Origin of the sequence: Lawsonibacter asaccharolyticus, from assembly GCF_022453915.1 — a bacterium.
GTDB classification, from domain to species: Bacteria; Bacillota; Clostridia; order Oscillospirales; family Oscillospiraceae; genus Lawsonibacter; species Lawsonibacter asaccharolyticus.
The window spans coordinates 2,977,394-2,992,791 of record NZ_CP091870.1; the positions used below are offsets into that span (position 1 = coordinate 2,977,394).

General features: G+C 63.8%; 12 protein-coding genes and 1 riboswitch. Of the genes, 4 read left to right on the forward strand and 8 right to left on the reverse strand.

Translation table 11 applies throughout. The annotated features are described in order from the left end of the window. Nucleotides 1-139 precede the first annotated feature (139 nt). From L9O85_RS14455 to L9O85_RS14475, 5 genes are read right to left on the reverse strand one after another with little or no spacing between them, the layout of a single operon-like run. Nucleotides 140-2,026, reverse strand: coding sequence for an S-layer homology domain-containing protein (locus L9O85_RS14455; protein WP_050623166.1), 1,887 nt, complete (start codon nt 2,024-2,026; stop codon nt 140-142). A 15-nt stretch (nt 2,027-2,041) separates the two neighbouring features. Next, on the reverse strand, nt 2,042-3,271 hold the full coding sequence (locus L9O85_RS14460; RefSeq protein WP_050623165.1) for an ABC transporter permease: 1,230 nt from the start codon (nt 3,269-3,271) through the stop codon (nt 2,042-2,044). After that, complete coding sequence (locus L9O85_RS14465) at nt 3,268-4,053, reverse strand: ABC transporter ATP-binding protein (protein ID WP_276758376.1); 786 nt, start codon at nt 4,051-4,053, stop codon at nt 3,268-3,270. Before L9O85_RS14465 ends, L9O85_RS14460 begins: the two co-directional genes overlap by 4 nt. Before the next feature lie 4 nt (nt 4,054-4,057). Continuing rightward, nucleotides 4,058-5,698 carry an efflux RND transporter periplasmic adaptor subunit gene (locus L9O85_RS14470; protein ID WP_050623163.1) on the reverse strand — a complete coding sequence of 547 codons (1,641 nt, stop codon included), beginning with the start codon at nt 5,696-5,698 and terminating at the stop codon, nt 4,058-4,060. A 14-nt stretch (nt 5,699-5,712) separates the two neighbouring features. Continuing rightward, a complete protein-coding gene (locus tag L9O85_RS14475; protein WP_050623162.1) occupies nt 5,713-6,321 on the reverse strand; it encodes a TetR/AcrR family transcriptional regulator in 609 nt (202 codons plus the stop codon). 465 nt (nt 6,322-6,786) lie between these two features. Here L9O85_RS14475 and L9O85_RS14480 point away from each other — a divergent pair, with 465 nt between their 5' ends. Continuing rightward, nucleotides 6,787-7,122 (forward strand): helix-turn-helix domain-containing protein, encoded by a 336-nt coding sequence (locus L9O85_RS14480; protein ID WP_301579027.1) that lies wholly within the window; start codon nt 6,787-6,789, stop codon nt 7,120-7,122. Between the two features lie 68 nt (nt 7,123-7,190). Here L9O85_RS14480 and pepV read toward each other — a convergent pair whose 3' ends face one another. From pepV to feoB, 3 genes are read right to left on the reverse strand one after another with little or no spacing between them, the layout of a single operon-like run. After that, entirely contained in the window at nt 7,191-8,558 is a 1,368-nt protein-coding gene (pepV, locus tag L9O85_RS14485; protein ID WP_108980297.1) for a dipeptidase PepV, read from the reverse strand. Next, complete coding sequence (locus L9O85_RS14490) at nt 8,555-9,382, reverse strand: Cof-type HAD-IIB family hydrolase (RefSeq protein ID WP_301579028.1); 828 nt, start codon at nt 9,380-9,382, stop codon at nt 8,555-8,557. The genes pepV and L9O85_RS14490 overlap by 4 nt, the downstream gene beginning before the upstream one ends. A gap of 21 nt (nt 9,383-9,403) precedes the next feature. Next, nucleotides 9,404-11,824, reverse strand: a complete 2,421-nt coding sequence (feoB, locus tag L9O85_RS14495) for a ferrous iron transport protein B (RefSeq protein ID WP_050623158.1) — start codon at nt 11,822-11,824, stop codon at nt 9,404-9,406. A 203-nt stretch (nt 11,825-12,027) separates the two neighbouring features. Here feoB and L9O85_RS14500 point away from each other — a divergent pair, with 203 nt between their 5' ends. From L9O85_RS14500 to thiW, 3 genes are all read left to right on the forward strand, one after another. Continuing rightward, nucleotides 12,028-12,513: a MarR family winged helix-turn-helix transcriptional regulator gene (locus L9O85_RS14500; protein WP_050623157.1), complete on the forward strand. Its 486-nt coding sequence runs from the start codon at nt 12,028-12,030 to the stop codon at nt 12,511-12,513. Further along, complete coding sequence (gene ftsH, locus L9O85_RS14505; RefSeq protein ID WP_301579031.1) at nt 12,510-14,333, forward strand: ATP-dependent zinc metalloprotease FtsH; 1,824 nt, start codon at nt 12,510-12,512, stop codon at nt 14,331-14,333. Before L9O85_RS14500 ends, ftsH begins: the two co-directional genes overlap by 4 nt. Before the next feature lie 90 nt (nt 14,334-14,423). After that, nucleotides 14,424-14,530, forward strand: a riboswitch (TPP riboswitch). Between the two features lie 305 nt (nt 14,531-14,835). Further along, complete coding sequence (thiW, locus tag L9O85_RS14510; protein ID WP_301579032.1) at nt 14,836-15,354, forward strand: energy coupling factor transporter S component ThiW; 519 nt, start codon at nt 14,836-14,838, stop codon at nt 15,352-15,354. Nucleotides 15,355-15,398: the final 44 nt, after the last annotated feature.

The following is a 15,398-nucleotide window of genomic DNA, read 5'->3' on the forward strand; positions in this document are numbered from 1 at the left end:
ACCCTGTCCCCTGCGGGGGCGGTAACACACAAAAGGCTCTTGAGCAGAAACAAGCGGATGCCCCGCTGGGGCATCCGCTTGTTTCGGTCCCGAAGAGGGCGCCCCGCACAGCGGGGCGCCCTCCTTATCTTATGGGAGCTTATTTTGCCACGATGACTCGGATACGGCCGCCGTCCTTCTCGGAGCGGTCATACCAGGCGGACAGCTCGTAACCGCCGTCCTTCACCCGGTCCAGGGAGGACAGGTAGTAGTCGCCGCCCCTGTACTCATAGACCAGCACGTTGTCGGACATGAGGTAGGTCCGGTTGCCGGCCGTGACAGTGTTGCCGCTGACGCGGGCAGCCTCCACCTCGGTCAGCTGCCGGATCTTATCGGGGGCCTGGACATTGCCCATCACCACCACAGGGCCCTTCTTCACGCCGTACTTGACGCTCATTCCGGGCAGGGATACGGTCTCGCCCGCCAGATCCATGGTGTAACTCACGATGACGCTGACGCCGCCCTCCGGGCTGCTGTCCACCACATCAGTCATGATGCCGTAGCTGTGCATATCGCCGGTGGCGTCCTTCAGGATCAGCTTTGTGATCTCACCCGCACCGTTCAGGGTGTAGTAGCGCACCATATCGGTGGTCACGTTCAGCCCCGCCAGACGCTCGGGATAGATCCTTACGCCGGTGCCCTCATAGGTGTCCAGGATCTCCACGCCGTCTGCGAAGGGATAACTGCCCAGTTTGGAGGCGTCGGAGGACACCTTGCCGGAGAGCTTGCCGGTCTCGCTCAGCCGCTTGAGGGACACGGAGCCGTCCTCACTGCTGATGACCACCTGGACCAGGTTGCCCAGCTTGAAGTAGTCGGTGGTCCACTGATAGCTGTATGTGCGGCCGTCGGTGGCCAGGATGGTCACAGTGTCAGCGGTGTAGGAGGAGTTGGCCCCGGAGCCGGAGTAGGTGCCGCGGCTCAGGTTAGTGACGATGCCGATCTTGCTGCCGTCCTGAGAGGCGGAGGCGGCGGCCACAGCGGCCACGCCGCCGTTCCGGCCCAGCAGCAGGGTGACGGTGTCCCCCACCTGATAGCTGCCCAGGTCGGACAGCTCGTAGGCGGCGGAGGCTGTCTCGATCTCATAGGTCTGGCCTGCCACCTTCACGGAAGTGGGGTTGGAGGGGGTGGGGCTCAGTTCCTGGATCGTGCCGGCCACCCGGTCGGTGTACACCCACAGGGTCTGCATGGACTCACTCCAGTAGACGATGTCGTTGTTCTGGATGGACTTGGCGGAGGAGGCGGCGCCGTCCCGGTACACCCGGGCGCTGTCCACATCGAAGGGGACGGACTGCTGCCAGCTGCCGGCCGCCACCACCGGGCCCTCCATCACGCCGTTGACCAGGGCCACCCGGTCCACCTCACCGGCGGCGTTGAGTGAGTAGCCCAGCTTGTTAATATAGGGGGTGCCCTCCTTGGTGTTGGTGGAGAGCAGGTTATAAAACAGATACAGGGTATCCTGCCGGGTCAGCACGTCGGTGGACTTCTGGGCGGTGACACCCCGGTCCAGCTTTAGGTTGCGGTACATGGCCAGCTGGCCGGTGGGATAGGCCCCAGAGAAGTCCTCTGCGGTGTAGCCCAGCAGCTTGAGGACGATGGTAGCGCCCTCCGCCAGGGTGATCTGGTTGGAGGGGCGGAAGGTCCCATCCAGATAGCCGGAGATCAGCCCGGCCTGCACCCCCGCCTGGACATAGCCGGCGGCCCAGTGGGTCCGGGGCACGTCGGGGTAGGGCGAGGTGGATGCCTCCCCCACCTGATCCCCGGTGCCGGTGGCGTTGACCGCCATGGTGATAAACTCGGCCCGGGTGACCCGGCGGTTCAGGTGGAACTCACCGCTCTCATCGCCCACCATGATGCCCAGGGCGTTGATGACCTGGATGGCCTCCTCTGTGGAGACTGTGGACGCGGCAGCCGCTCCTGCCGGCAGGACCATCAGGCCCAGCAGCAGCACTGCCGCCAGCAGGCCGGAGCAAAATCGTCTGATTTTCATCTGTGTTTCTCCTCCTTATTCATAGCGCAGGGCGTCGATGGGGTTCAGGGCGGCCGCCTTTTTTGCCGGCAGATAGCCGAACAGGATGCCGATGCCCACGGACACGCCGAAAGCCACGGCCACCGAGCTCAGGTTAGGCACCGCACTGAAGGTGCTCCCGCCGCCCATACTGCTGGTCATCATGCCTCCAATGAGGGAACCGGCCAAACTGGCCAGACCGATCCCCACCAGGATGCCCAGCACCCCGCCGATGGCTGAGGTGGTGCCAGCCTCAATGATGAACTGCCCGCGGATATCCTTCCGCTTGGCGCCCAGGGACTTGCGGATGCCGATCTCCCGGGTGCGCTCGGTAACGGAGACCAGCATGATATTCATAATGCCGATGCCGCCCACCAGCAGAGAGATGGCGGCGATGGCCACCAGCACCGCCATCATGGTGCCCATCATGGCGTTCATGGCGTCCATCATCTCGGCGGAGGTCATGACAAAGTAGTAGTCGCTGCTCTGGAAGGTCTTGTACAGCCGGTTCTCGATGATGCCCTTGGCCGTTGCAGCTGTGTCCTTGCTGGTGCTGGTGAACATGTACATGCTGGCGTCCGCGCTCCCGCTCAGGCGCAGGGCGGTGGTGTAGGGGAGGTATATGATGTCGTCCCCGCTCCCCTCGCTCATGTCGCTGTTCTTCTCCAGCACACCGATAACGGTAAAGTGCTCCCCGCCGATGGACAGCTGCTTGCCCAGGGCGTCGCCCTGGAAGGCCTCTTCCTCCAGATAAGCGCCGATGACGCATACGTTCTGGTAGCGGGCAGCGTCGATGTAGGAGATAAATCGGCCTTTGCCCAGGTTCTGGCCGCTCATGGTGGCCCCCCTCTCGTTGAGGAAGGTCTCACCCACACCATAAATGCTGGTGCGCTCAAAATCCTCGCTCCCCTGCCGCACCGCCAGCTGAGCGGAGACATAGGGGGTCACGCCGGAGATGTACTGGGGATATTTATCCACCAGTTCATACATATCGTCTGGGTCCACCGAACGGGAGTCCCCCCCGTACATAAACAATTGGACCTGGACCAGATTGGCGCCCAGCTTCTCAAACTGCTCGTTCATCATATTCTGCATGCCGTTGCCCAGGCTGGTGATAACGATGACGGCACCCACGCCGATGATGATGCCCAGCATGGTGAGCAGAGCCCGCATCTTGCTGGTCATCAGGGACTTCAGGGCCAGGCGGAAGGACTGTCCAAAGTTCATGCGCCCGCCTCCTGTTCCGCCGGGGAGGCGTCCGAAAATCCGCCTGCCGCCGGCTCGTCCTGCTCCATCTCTTCGGGCCGCACCACGGCCCTGGGGTCATGGGCATCGCCGTCGTAGATGATCTTTCCGTCCTGGAGGCGGACGATGCGGTCCGCCTTCACCGCGATGGAGTTGTCATGGGTGATGAGGACCACAGTGTCCCCCTCCCGGTTCAGCTTTTTCAGAAAGCCCAGCACCTCCCGACCGGTGCGGGAGTCCAGTGCGCCGGTGGGCTCGTCAGCCAGGATGACCGACGGGCTGCCCGCCAGGGCCCGGGCGATGGACACCCGCTGCTGCTGGCCGCCGGAGAGCTGGGAGGGCAGGTTCCTGCACTTGTCCGCCAGCCCTACCCGCTGGAGGGAGGCCATGGCTCGCTCCTTCCGCTCCGAGGCGTCCACCCCGGCATAGAGCAGGGGGAGCTCCACGTTTTCCAGCACGTTCAGCTTGGGGATCAGGTTATACTGCTGGAAGATGAAGCCCAGCATTTTGTTGCGGATCTCGGCCTGCTGGTCGTCGTCCATGGTAGACACGTCGATCCCGCCCAGATGATAGGTCCCTGAGGTAGGCACGTCCAGACAGCCGATGATATTCATGGCCGTGGACTTTCCCGAGCCGGAGGAGCCCACGATGGCCACAAACTCCCCCTGGTCGATGGTCAGGCTGACGCCGTCCAGGGCATGGACGGTCTCCTCTCCCATCTGGTAGATCTTGTAGACGTCCTTTAATTCAATCAGGTGTTCCATACGCTCAGCCACCCACGCCCATCATCATGGCCATAGCGTTGGAGGCGATATTCTGAACATAGACCGTCTCGCCCTCCTCCAGGCCGTCCAGGATCTCGATGTACTCGCTGCTGCTCCGGCCCAGGGTGACAGGGCGCTCCTCCAGCTTGGTGGGGTCCACCAGATTGCCGCTCTCATCCAGGGCGCCCTGACCGGCCACCAGCACGGTGTTGCCCCGCTGGACCGCCTCTACCGGCACGCACAGCACGTTGCCCGCGTCCTCCACCAGCACCTCGGCAGACACGTTCATGCCCGGCTTCAGCTCCTCTGGTGTGCCCTCCACCACCACGGTGACCGGGTAGGTGGTGCGGCCATTGGCCGTGGTGCCGTTGATGTTGATCTTGTCCACATAGCCCTTGAAGGTCATACCCTCCAGAGCGTCGGCGGTGATCTCTACCTCCTGGCCCACCTGGATGTTGTTGATGTCCAGCTCATTCACCTTCATTTCAAAGGTCAGGGTGGACATGTCATACAGCACTGCCAGGTTCCCTCCCGCGGAGGTCACCGCGGAGCTGTCCACGTTGTCGCCGGCCTTGAAGTTTTTCTCGATAACGGTGCCGGAGATGGGGGCGGTGATCTCATAGTTCTCCAGGGCCTGGAGCCGGCTGTCCAGGGCCAGCTTGGCGTTCTCCACGCCGATGCGGGCGTTCTCCAGGGTGGTCTCCGCGGCAGTACCGCCGATGGTGGCCAGCACAGTGCCGTAGGACACCGGACTTCCGGAGGTGACATGGAGGGCGGTGATCTCCCCCGCTGTCTGTGCCACCACGGTCTGGCCGGTGCTTTGGCTGAAGGTGCCGCTTCCGGCACAGGCCACGCTACCCACCACAGCGGTGGCGGCGGTGGTGCCGGTCAGTCCGCCGGGATTGCTCACCCGGAACTTTACCTGACGGATCAAGGCGCCTCCGGCACCCACCTCGTCGGCGCCGGAGATGCTCTCGATGGTGCCGGTCACTGTCTCCATCGTCCCTTCAATGGTCAGTGTGCCCGTCTGGCCCACGTACAGCCCCGCGGCGTCTGCGCTGTGGAAGGGGATCTCCACCGTCATGGTGGTGTTGTCCCCCACGTCCGCGATGGGGTCGCCCACCGCCACCGGGTCGCCCACGCTGACATAGAGCTTCTGCACGATGCCGCTGGCAGTGGAGTAGGGGTTCACGCTCTCCTGAGCGGTGCGGTAACCCAGCTCCGCCTGCGCTACGCTCAGCTGGGCCTGCTGCACCGCGTTCTGGGCATCCTCTGCGTCAAAACGGTAGAGCAGAGCGCCCTTCTCTACCCAGTCGCCCTCCTCAAAGGGAGCCTCCACGATCTCCCCGTTGACCAGGGCGGAGACCTTGTAGGAGTCGATGGGCGTGATGGTCCCGGTGCTGGACACGGAGATTCTCAGGTCCTGCCGCTGGGCTGTCTCAGGCAGATAGGTGCCCGCCACGAACTGCTGGCCGGCGCTCATCATGGGCCGGATAAAAATCAGGAAAATGGCCGCCAGCACTACCACCGCGATAATCAGTCGCTTGAGCCATTTTTTCTTCTTTTTGGGCACCTTAAGCTTGGGCGGTTCCTTTTTGCCCGGTGCCTGGACCGCCTCTTCCGTTTTTACCTGTGTTGCTTCCATACCTTGAATCTCCTTTATGTCTTGGTCGCGGACGGGGCTGCTGTCCCCCGTCTCAAAATGTCCAGCTGGGCGCACAGCCGCGCCCGGGCCGGACCGCTGTCCTCTTCAAAGATCGCCTGTGTCATGGCAGTGGCCGAGATGTATATCAGGATCCGGAAGATGTCCATCAAGTCCTCTTCCCCCCGCAGGTCCAGCCTGGCCCGGTCCACCCGCCGCTCCAGCCACTCCCCCAGGTCCGGCCGATCCAGCGGGCTCAGCCGCAGGCCCAGGCGCATGTCCGAGTTCCGGCTGAGCATCCTGGCCAGCCCGGCCCAGTGCTTCCGCTGGGCCCGCAGATCATCGAACAGGGCGGGCAGCGCCCCGAGCAGATCGCCTCCCTGCTCCTCCAGCACCCGCTCCAGCCGCTGGAGCAGCCCGTCCTGATACCGCTTCAGGAGGTAGTGGAACAGCTCCTCCTTGTCACGAAAGTACATGTAAAAGCTGCCTCGGGGAATCCCCGCTGCCCGGATCATCCGATTGATAGACGCCTCAGCATAGGGCACACGGGCAAACTCCTCCTCAGCGGCCAACAGCAGCCGCTCCCGCTTCTCCGCGGGCAGGTGGAAGAAGGTCTTGCTGGGCATTCCCGTCCCGCCTCCTCACATGACAAGTTGTCACACAGTATAGTCCCCCTTCATTTTTCTGTCAATCGCCCCCCTCCAGGTTTCAAAAAATGTTCACAATCCTTCTCCGCCGTACGGGCTGCAGCGGACGGATATTCCGTCCCCCCGCCCCAGTCTCTGTCAGAGGCCCCATATGCTTTTCTTTTTTACCATATCAGAGAATCTTTAAGTACAGTACATAAGAAAAATTAAAATTTTCTTAAACCGGCTCCTCCGCTGCATCTGCCTGAGTCCTGACTCTACACCTTCCCCCAGGGGGAAGGTCAAGCAAAATCTGTGGCTGGCCCACATTTTGTCCACTGGATAAGCCTTTTCATTTTAATTCCTATTTTTTAAGAAGTCAATAATATTTTCTTTTTTACTAAGAATAACCAGAGGGATCGTCCTGTTCTGTATTAAAATAGGGGCAAAAGGAGCGTCAGAGCTATGGAAGAACTCGGATACGCCCTGCGGCTGGCGCGGGAGCGCAGGGGCTTGACCCAGACCCAGGTGATGAACCTCACCGGCATCAACAACAAAACGCTCTCCGGCTATGAGAACAACATCGCGGAGCCGGACCTTCAGACCCTGACCACCCTGCTGCGGCTCTACCGGGTGTCGGCGGACCGGCTGCTCCACCTGCCCGTCTCCGCTCAGGAGCTCCCCGCCGATGAGGTCAGGCTCCTCACCCTGTACCGTGCCTTTCCAGAGGAGCAGCGGCAGCAGCTGATGCTGGTGCTGGAGACCCTGTCCAGATCCGCCCCTAAGCCCAGGCAGCCGTGACCGGAATCTAGGCTTTTCCCTGGAAGCAGAGCACCCCCCGGAGCCTTGGCTCCGGGGGGTGCTCTGTACTATCTGGCCAGTTCCCAAATAGCGGCCGCCATCATCTGGGCGTTTTTCAGCAGGGTGTCCGCTTCCATATATTCGTCCGGCTGGTGCTCCGTCATCTCCTGTCCGGGGAACAGGGGCCCGAAGGCCACCAGGTTGGGACATGCCTTGGCGTAGGTGCCGCCCCCGATGGAGAGCAGCTCCGCCTCCTGCCCGGTCTGCTCCCGGTACACCTTGGACAGCGCCTGGACCAGCGGGCTCTCCGGGGGCATGTAGATGCTGTCCTGCCCCTCGGTGCGCTCCCCGGCAAAACCGCCCCGCTCCATGGCCCCCATGAGCCTGTCGGCAAAGTCCTCATACCGGGCGGTGACGGGCCAGCGCAGGTCCAGGGTGAGGGACAGCTCCTCCCCGCCGCCCCGGATGATGCCCAGGTTCACCGTCAGCGCCCCGGAGATCTGGTCAGACATGGCAATGCCCAGCCCCTCGCCCCGGGTCTCCTCTCCCAGGACATCCGCCAGGAAGGCGGCAGCCTGGCCCGAGTCCCCATCCAGCCCCAGCTCCTTCAGGGCCAGCAGCAGGCGGCCGATGGCGTTGACCCCCTTCTCCGGGGTGGAGCCGTGGGCGCTCTGGCCCTCCGCCTCCACCAGCAGTCCCTCCGCTGTCTCTGTCACCCGGACGCCGTCCAGCGTCAGGGCGCAGGCGGCGGACCGCTCCTCCTCCGGCCAATTCAGCTCCGCCCGGGCCCGGTCAGGCACCACATTGTGAGCGGTCCCCCCGGAAATGCAGCGGATGGACCGGGGGGACGGGGCCAGTGCCCGACGGAAGTCCACTACGGCGATCCCCTTCTCCCCGTTGATAATGGGGTACATGCCGTCCGGGGTGAAGCCCATCACTGGGATCTCTCCGCCGGCCTCCACATAGTGGCGGATACAGGAGGAGCCCTTCTCCTCGTTGCACCCCACCAGCAGGCGCACCCGGCGGTGCAGGGGGGCGCCGCTGTCCCGCACCGCTTTCAGGGCGTACAGGGCCGCCGCCGCGGGCCCTTTGTCGTCGATGACCCCCCGGCCGTAGATCCGCCCCCCCGCCCAGGTACAGTCATAGGGGGGGTAGTGCCACCCGTCTCCGGCGGGGACCACATCCAGATGGCACAGGACAGCCACCATCTCCTCCCCCTCCCCGTACTCACACCAGCCGCAGTGGCCGTCCACGTCCCGGGTCTGGAAGCCCATCTCCGACGCCCTGGACAGGAACCAGTCCAGCGCCCGCCGGCACTCCGCCCCATAGGGGGCCCGCCCCGTCCCGGGGACCGAGACGCTGGGGATGCGGACCAGCTCTCTCAGATCCCGGAGCAGGGCCTCCTCTTCTTTTTGGATCAATTCATCAAAATTCATCCCTTTTCTCCCCTTTCCCACTCATTTTTCTCCAGACAGCGGGAGATGGCCCAGGCTACTCCCTCCTCCTGGTTGGAGGGGGCGGTCCGCCGGGCCGCCTCCCGCACCGCTGCCGGGGCATTGCCCATGGCGATGGGCAGCCCCGCCGCCCGGAGCATAGACAGGTCGTTGTCGCTGTCCCCCACGGCGGCGGTCTCCCCCAGGGGGACGCCGTACAGCAGTGCGATCAGGGCCATGGCCCGCCCCTTGTCCACCCGGTCGGGCACCAGCTCAAAGTCGTGGTCATTGGAGGCAGTCAGCTGCACCCCGGGCAGCGCGCCCAGCTCCTCCAGGGGGTAGCGGGCCTGGTTCCAGTCCCCGTGCACCTTGGTCAGCGGCAGCCCCCTCTCCTCCAGATAGGCCCGCGGGTCCTCCGCCACCACGGCGGCGGAGTGGAAGATGGGGAAGGGGTAGGTCCGGGAAAGGGATTCCTTGGAAAAGGGGTCCACCACGATCTCCTCCCCGGCAAAGATCATCAGCTCGATCTCCCGGCCCAGGCACAGCTCCAGCGCCCGGCGGCCCGACTCCTCCGGCATGTCCCAGCGGCGCAGGGTCTCCCCCCGGACACCGTCCACCACGGCGGCGCCCCCCAGGCAGGAGAGCAGCGCATCGCAGCCCGCCTCCCCGGCGAACCAAACCGCCTCCTGGATCGGGCGTCCCGTATTCAGCACCACCCGCACCCCCGCCGCCCGGGCCCGGGCGATGGCATCCTTGGACGCCTGGGTGATCCGGCCCGCCGGGTCCAGCAGGGTCCCGTCCAGGTCCAGCGCGATCAGTCGTATCATGGGCATCTTCTCCTTGAGCAATTATAGGAACAGGCTCCCCACCTGGTAGACCAGCAGAGAGGCCACATATGCCACCCCCAGCTGCCACCCGATGGAAAACAGGGTCCACTTCGTGCTGTTCATCTCCTTGGCCAGCGTAGACACCGCCGCCACGCAGGGGACGTACAGCAGGATGAACACCAGCATAGAGAAGGCAGACAGGGGGGTGAACCCCGTCATGGCCGCCGCCACCTGGGCGCCGGTGGCAGTGAGCGGGAAAGCGTAGAACATGGACAGGGAGCTGACCACCATCTCCTTGGCGATCAGGCCGGTGAGCAGAGCCACCGCCGCCTGCCAGAAGCCGAAGCCCAGGGGCTTGAAAATGGGGGCGATGACGCTGCCCAGGGCACCCAGCATGCTGTCCGCCTCGTTCTCCACCATATGCAGGGAGAAGTCAAAGGACTGGAGCAGCCAGAGCAGGATGCTCATCAGCAGGATCAGGGTGCCCGCCTTGATGAGGAAGCCCTTCACCTTCTGCCACACATGGGTGAGCATGTTGTGCAGGGAGGGCAGGCGGTAAGGGGGCAGCTCCAGCACAAAGGGGGCGGGCTCCCCGGCGAAGAGGGTATGCTTGAACAGCAGGCCGGACAGGATGCCCGCCGCCATGCCGATGACATACAGGCCGAAGACCACCAGCCCGGCCCAGGGTCCAAAGAAAGCTGAGGAGAGCAGCCCGTACACCGGCAGCTTGGCGGAGCAGCTCATAAAGGGCACCAGCAGGATGGTCATCCGCCGGTCCTTCTCGTTCTCCATGGTCCGGGCACCCATGATGGCGGGCACCGAGCAGCCGAAGCCCATGAGCATGGGAATGAACGCCTTCCCGCTCAGGCCGAAGCGCCGCAGCAGGCGGTCCATGATGAAGGCCGCTCGGGACATATAGCCGATGTCCTCCAGAAAGGACAGGAAGAAGAACAGCAGAGCGATCTGGGGCAGGAAGGAGAGCACGCCCCCCACGCCGGCAATGATGCCCTCACAGATCAGGCTCACCAGTACCTGGGACACCCCCGCCCCCAGCAGAGTCTCCTCCAGCGCGGCGGAGCATGTGTCGATGCCCGCCGCCACCAGATTGGACAGCCAGGAGCCGAAGGGGCCAAAGGTGATGACGAACATCACCAGCATGGCGCACAGGAACAGGGGCAGGGCCAGATATTTCCCCGTCACCACCTTGTCCACCTTCTCGCTGAGGGTCAGCTCCCCCGGCTTCTGCCCCTTGGTCACTGAGGCGGCTACCACCCGCTCGATGTACTGGTAGCGGCTGTCCGCCACCAGGGTCTCCCGGTCACCCAGGTCACTGGCGCTTTCGTATTCCGCCACCACCCGGTCCAGCTGCTCCTGCACCGGCTCAGGCAGGGCCAGTGCCCGCTCCACCAGCTCGTCCCCCTCCAGCAGCTTGATGGAGGCCCAGTGGGCGGGCAGGCCGGCGGCATAGGCGTAGTCGTGGAGCAGCTCCCCCATCCGGTGGTGGATGTCGTGGGTAAAGGCGTCATACAGGTCGTCGGGCTCTACGGTGCAGCCCAGGTGCATCTGCCGGTGGGCGGTGTGGAGCAGTTCCTCCAGCCCCTCCCCGGTGCGGGCGGTGATGGGGACCACTGGGATGCCCAGCTCCTTGGACAGCCGCTCCACATCAATCTGGTCCCCCCGTTTGGCCACCTCGTCCATAAAGTTCAGGGCCAGCACCGTGGGCCGCTCCAGCTCCAGCAGCTGGACGGTAAGGTACAGGTTGCGCTCCAGGTTGGTGGCATCCACGATGTCGATGATGCAGTCAGGGGCCTCCCCGATGATGAAATCCCGGGCGACGATCTCCTCCATGGAGTAGGGAGACAGGGAGTAGATGCCCGGCAGGTCCACGATGGTCAGGGTCTTGTCGCCCAGACGGGCGGTGCCCTCCTTCTTCTCCACCGTCACTCCGGGCCAGTTGCCCACATACTGGTTCGAGCCGGTCAAGGCGTTGAAGAGGGTGGTCTTGCCGCAGTTGGGGTTGCCCGCCAAAGCCACCCGCATGGGCCGGGTGTCGTGGGCAGTGGGGTCATAGCTCCCCCCGTGCTCCTGGAGCTCGTGCTCGTGGTCCCGCAATTGGCGGCGGGCGGTCTCCGGGTCGGTCACGTGCCGGGTCATGGCACCCCGGGCGGTCCCGCCCCGCTCCGTCCTCCTGGGCTGTCCCATCCGGATCTGGGCCGCGTCCGCCCGGCGCAGGGACATCTCATACCCCCGCAGGCTCACTTCCAGGGGGTCGCCCAGAGGGGCGATCTTGGTCACCTTCACCACAGTCCCGGGAGTCAGCCCCATGTCCACCAGGCGGCGCTTCACCGCCCCGGACTGGTTGCCCACCGACAGGATCATCCCGCTCTCTCCGGGGGTCAGGTCATACAGGGTCCGCTCCCCCGATCCACTGTGTTCTGACACAGGTCTCACTTCCTCACGATAATGATCTCTCACACTGGACCTAATTGTAGCCGACTTTTCCCCTCTTTTCAAGGGCAAGTCCCGCCTGGAGAATTCATAATTTATACAAATATTTTTTACACTCCATTCACCCTGCCGCCCCCGCCCCGGTCTATACTGTTCCCATCAGAACAGTTTCTTTTTGAACTATCGGAGGTGTGCCTATGCTCTCCCCCTTGGAGACCGCCCTGACCGGCCAGCCCTTCCGCCGCCTCTACTGCCGGATGCTGGACGAGCTGGCTCAGGAGTGGTCCCTCTCCCGCACCGAGGCAGAGGTGATGTTCCTGCTCTCCTGTGATAAAACCCTGGACACCGCCCGGGACATCTGCGAGACTCAGCTGCTGAAAAAATCCGCCGTCTCCCGGGCGGCGGAGGGTCTGGTGCGTCGGGGATGGCTGGAGGCGCTGCCCGACCCCCGGGACCGGCGGATCCAGCATCTCCGACTCCTGTCCCCTGCCCGGCCTTTCAGCGAAGAGGTCCGTCGGGCAGGAGAGGCGTTCTTCTGTCTGCTGCTCCAGGATGTCACCCTGGAGGAACAGCAGCAGATGGAGAAGATCGCTCAGAAGATAGAGCACAATGTGCGCACCGTACTCAGCCAGTCCGATTCGATTCCACACATTTTGATGAAAAAGGATGGGAAACCGCTATGAAAGAAGTGAAGCAGCCCTCTAAAAAGCCTCTGGTCTATTACTACCTGGTGGCTCTGCTCATTCTGATGGTGCTGAACTTGACCCTGTTCCCCGCCATGCTGGAGACCCCGGTCCAGGATGTGACTTACGATCAGTTCATGTCCATGACCTATGAGCAGAATGTGGGCCAGGTCCAAATCGAGGGGGATGAGATCACCTTTACCGACAAGACCAACGAAAAGGTCTACCGCACCACCGCCACCAACGACCCTGACCGGACCCAGCGCCTCTATGAGAATGGGGCCCAGTTCCAGGAGATCGACACCCAGCCCGGCCTGCTCACCTCCATCCTGGTGGGCTGGGTCCTGCCCCTGCTCCCCTTCCTGCTCATCGGCTGGTTCATCAACAGACGGATGAAAAAATCCATGGGCGGCGACGGCATGATGTTCGGCATGGGCGGCGGCTCTAATGCCAAGATGTATGTCCCCTCATCCACTGGAATCCGCTTTGCCGACGTGGCCGGCGAGGACGAGGCCAAGGAACTGCTCAGCGAGATCGTGGACTTCCTCCACGACCCGGAGAAGTACCGCCAGATCGGCGCCAAGCTGCCCAAAGGCGCCCTGCTGGTAGGCCCTCCGGGCACCGGCAAGACCCTGCTGGCCAAGGCGGTAGCCGGCGAGGCCAACGTGCCCTTCTTCTCCATTGCCGGCAGCGAGTTCGTGGAGATGTTCGTGGGCCGGGGTGCCGCCAAGGTGCGGGACCTGTTCAAGCAGGCCAATGACAAGGCCCCCTGCATCGTGTTCATCGACGAGATCGACACCATCGGCAAGAAGCGGGACGGCCAGATCGGCGGCAATGACGAGCGGGAGCAGACCCTGAACCAGCTGCTCACCGAGATGGACGGCTTTGACGGCTCCAAGGGCGTGGTGGTGCTGGCCGCCACCAACCGCCCAGACAGCCTGGACCCCGCCCTGCTGCGCCCCGGCCGGTTCGACCGGCGCATCCCGGTGGAGCTGCCCGACCTTCAGGGCCGCATCGATATCCTGAAGGTCCACGCCAAGCAGATCCGTCTGGCGGAGGACGTGGACTTCGAACCCATTGCCAAGACCGCTGCCGGGGCCTCCGGCGCAGAGCTGGCCAACATCGTCAACGAGGCCGCTCTGAGGGCGGTGCGGGCAGGCCGCCCCTACGCCACTCAGGAGGACTTGCAGGAGAGCGTGGAGGTGGTCATCGCAGGATACCAGAAGAAGAGCCGGGTGCTCTCCGACCAGGAGAAGAAGATCGTGGCCTACCACGAGACGGGCCACGCCCTGGTAGCCGCCCTCCAGACCCACTCCGCCCCGGTGCAGAAGATCACCATCATTCCCCGCACCTCCGGCGCGCTGGGCTATACTCTCCAGGTGGACGACGGCGACCATTTCCTCATGTCTAAGGATGAGCTGCTGAACAAGATCGCCACCTATACCGGCGGCCGGGCCGCCGAAGAGCTGGTCTTCCACTCCATCACCACCGGGGCCTCCAACGACATCGAGCAGGCCACCAAGCTGGCCCGGTCCATGATCTCCCGCTTCGGTATGAGCGACGAGTTCGGCTTCGTGGCCTTTGAGACGGTGAGCAACCAGTACCTGGGCGGGGATGCTGCCCTGGCCTGCTCCCCGGGGACCCAGGCCCGCATCGACCGGAAGGTGACGGAGATGGTGGACACCCAGTACCAGAAGGCCATGGACCTGCTGAAAACCAACGAGGAAAAGCTCCACCAGCTGGCCCAGTACCTCTATGAGCACGAGACCATCACCGGGCGGGAGTTCATGGAGATCCTAGAGGGACAGCGGGAGGTCTGACAGACGGCCTTCTCCTTCCCTCCAGGGTCCGCCGCGCCAGGGTCCGAAAATTTTTCTTGACAAACCGGGCCTCCGGGCCCATAATACAGTTGCAAAAGACAGGGGAGCCTGCGGCAGCGGGCTGAGAGGAAGCTGAGCGCTTCGACCCTTCACCTGATGTGGGTCATGCCACCGTAGGGAGTCATGCTGGCCGTGACCAGACGGGGTGCCCACCGGGCACCCCGTCTTTTGATCCTTTCCGAAGGGAGCGTGAGGAGACACATCGGCGCCCCGGCCTGGCCGGGAGCGGGCAGAGGGGGAGCGCCCTGTGCCCGGGCCGCATACAGCAGCGATGGGAAGCCGTGTTCCGGCGTGAGAGGGGGCCAGTAAGCCCCGACCGAACCCAGGGAGGACCCTGTCTGTCCTTCCGGGACCCGATTTGTGGCCCCTCGGGGCCGGAAAAAGGGGAGACGCTGTCTGCTTTTGTGTGTTTCCCCATCCATTTTGAAAGGAGCACTTTCCCATGAATCAGAGCAACACCAAAAAGCTGGCCATTGCCGGCATTCTGTGCGCCGTGGCGGTGGTGGGCAGCCTGTTCACTTTCCCCGTCCTGGCCAGCAAGTGCGCCCCCATCCAGCATATGGTCAACGTCCTGTGCGCTGTCCTGCTGGGCCCCTGGTACGGAGTCGGGGTGGCTTTCGGCGCCAGCCTGATCCGAAACCTGCTGGGGCTTGGCACGATCATGGCCTTCCCAGGCAGCATGTGCGGCGCCCTGCTGTGCGGACTGGTGTTCTGGAAGACTCGGAACCTCCCCGCCACCCTGGTGGGGGAGGTCTTCGGCACCGGCATCATCGGCGGCCTGGCCGCCTATCCCGTGGCCATTCTGTTTACCAGCGCAGACGCCGCCACGGTGGCTTTCTACGCCTACATCGTCCCCTTCCTCATCTCCACTGTGGCCGGTGCCATTCTGGCCGGCATCCTGGTTGCCGCCCTGGGGCGGACCGGGGCCCTGTCCTCCATGCGGACCGCCCTGGAGCGCTGAATCCCCACTTCTTTTCCCGGCCCGCAGAGCGGGCCGGTTTTTTT

Bases quoted from the DNA above. Each gene is read 5' to 3' on its own strand.
- L9O85_RS14455 (WP_050623166.1), bottom strand. From the start codon at position 2,026: ATGAAAATCAGACGATTTTGCTCCGGCCTGCTGGCGGCAGTGCTGCTG.
- L9O85_RS14460 (WP_050623165.1), bottom strand. From the start codon at position 3,271: ATGAACTTTGGACAGTCCTTCCGCCTGGCCCTGAAGTCCCTGATGACC.
- L9O85_RS14465 (WP_276758376.1), bottom strand. From the start codon at position 4,053: ATGGAACACCTGATTGAATTAAAGGACGTCTACAAGATCTACCAGATG.
- L9O85_RS14470 (WP_050623163.1), bottom strand. From the start codon at position 5,698: ATGGAAGCAACACAGGTAAAAACGGAAGAGGCGGTCCAGGCACCGGGC.
- L9O85_RS14475 (WP_050623162.1), bottom strand. From the start codon at position 6,321: ATGCCCAGCAAGACCTTCTTCCACCTGCCCGCGGAGAAGCGGGAGCGG.
- L9O85_RS14480 (WP_301579027.1), top strand. From the start codon at position 6,787: ATGGAAGAACTCGGATACGCCCTGCGGCTGGCGCGGGAGCGCAGGGGC.
- pepV (WP_108980297.1), bottom strand. From the start codon at position 8,558: ATGAATTTTGATGAATTGATCCAAAAAGAAGAGGAGGCCCTGCTCCGG.
- L9O85_RS14490 (WP_301579028.1), bottom strand. From the start codon at position 9,382: ATGATACGACTGATCGCGCTGGACCTGGACGGGACCCTGCTGGACCCG.
- L9O85_RS14500 (WP_050623157.1), top strand. From the start codon at position 12,028: ATGCTCTCCCCCTTGGAGACCGCCCTGACCGGCCAGCCCTTCCGCCGC.
- ftsH (WP_301579031.1), top strand. From the start codon at position 12,510: ATGAAAGAAGTGAAGCAGCCCTCTAAAAAGCCTCTGGTCTATTACTAC.
- thiW (WP_301579032.1), top strand. From the start codon at position 14,836: ATGAATCAGAGCAACACCAAAAAGCTGGCCATTGCCGGCATTCTGTGC.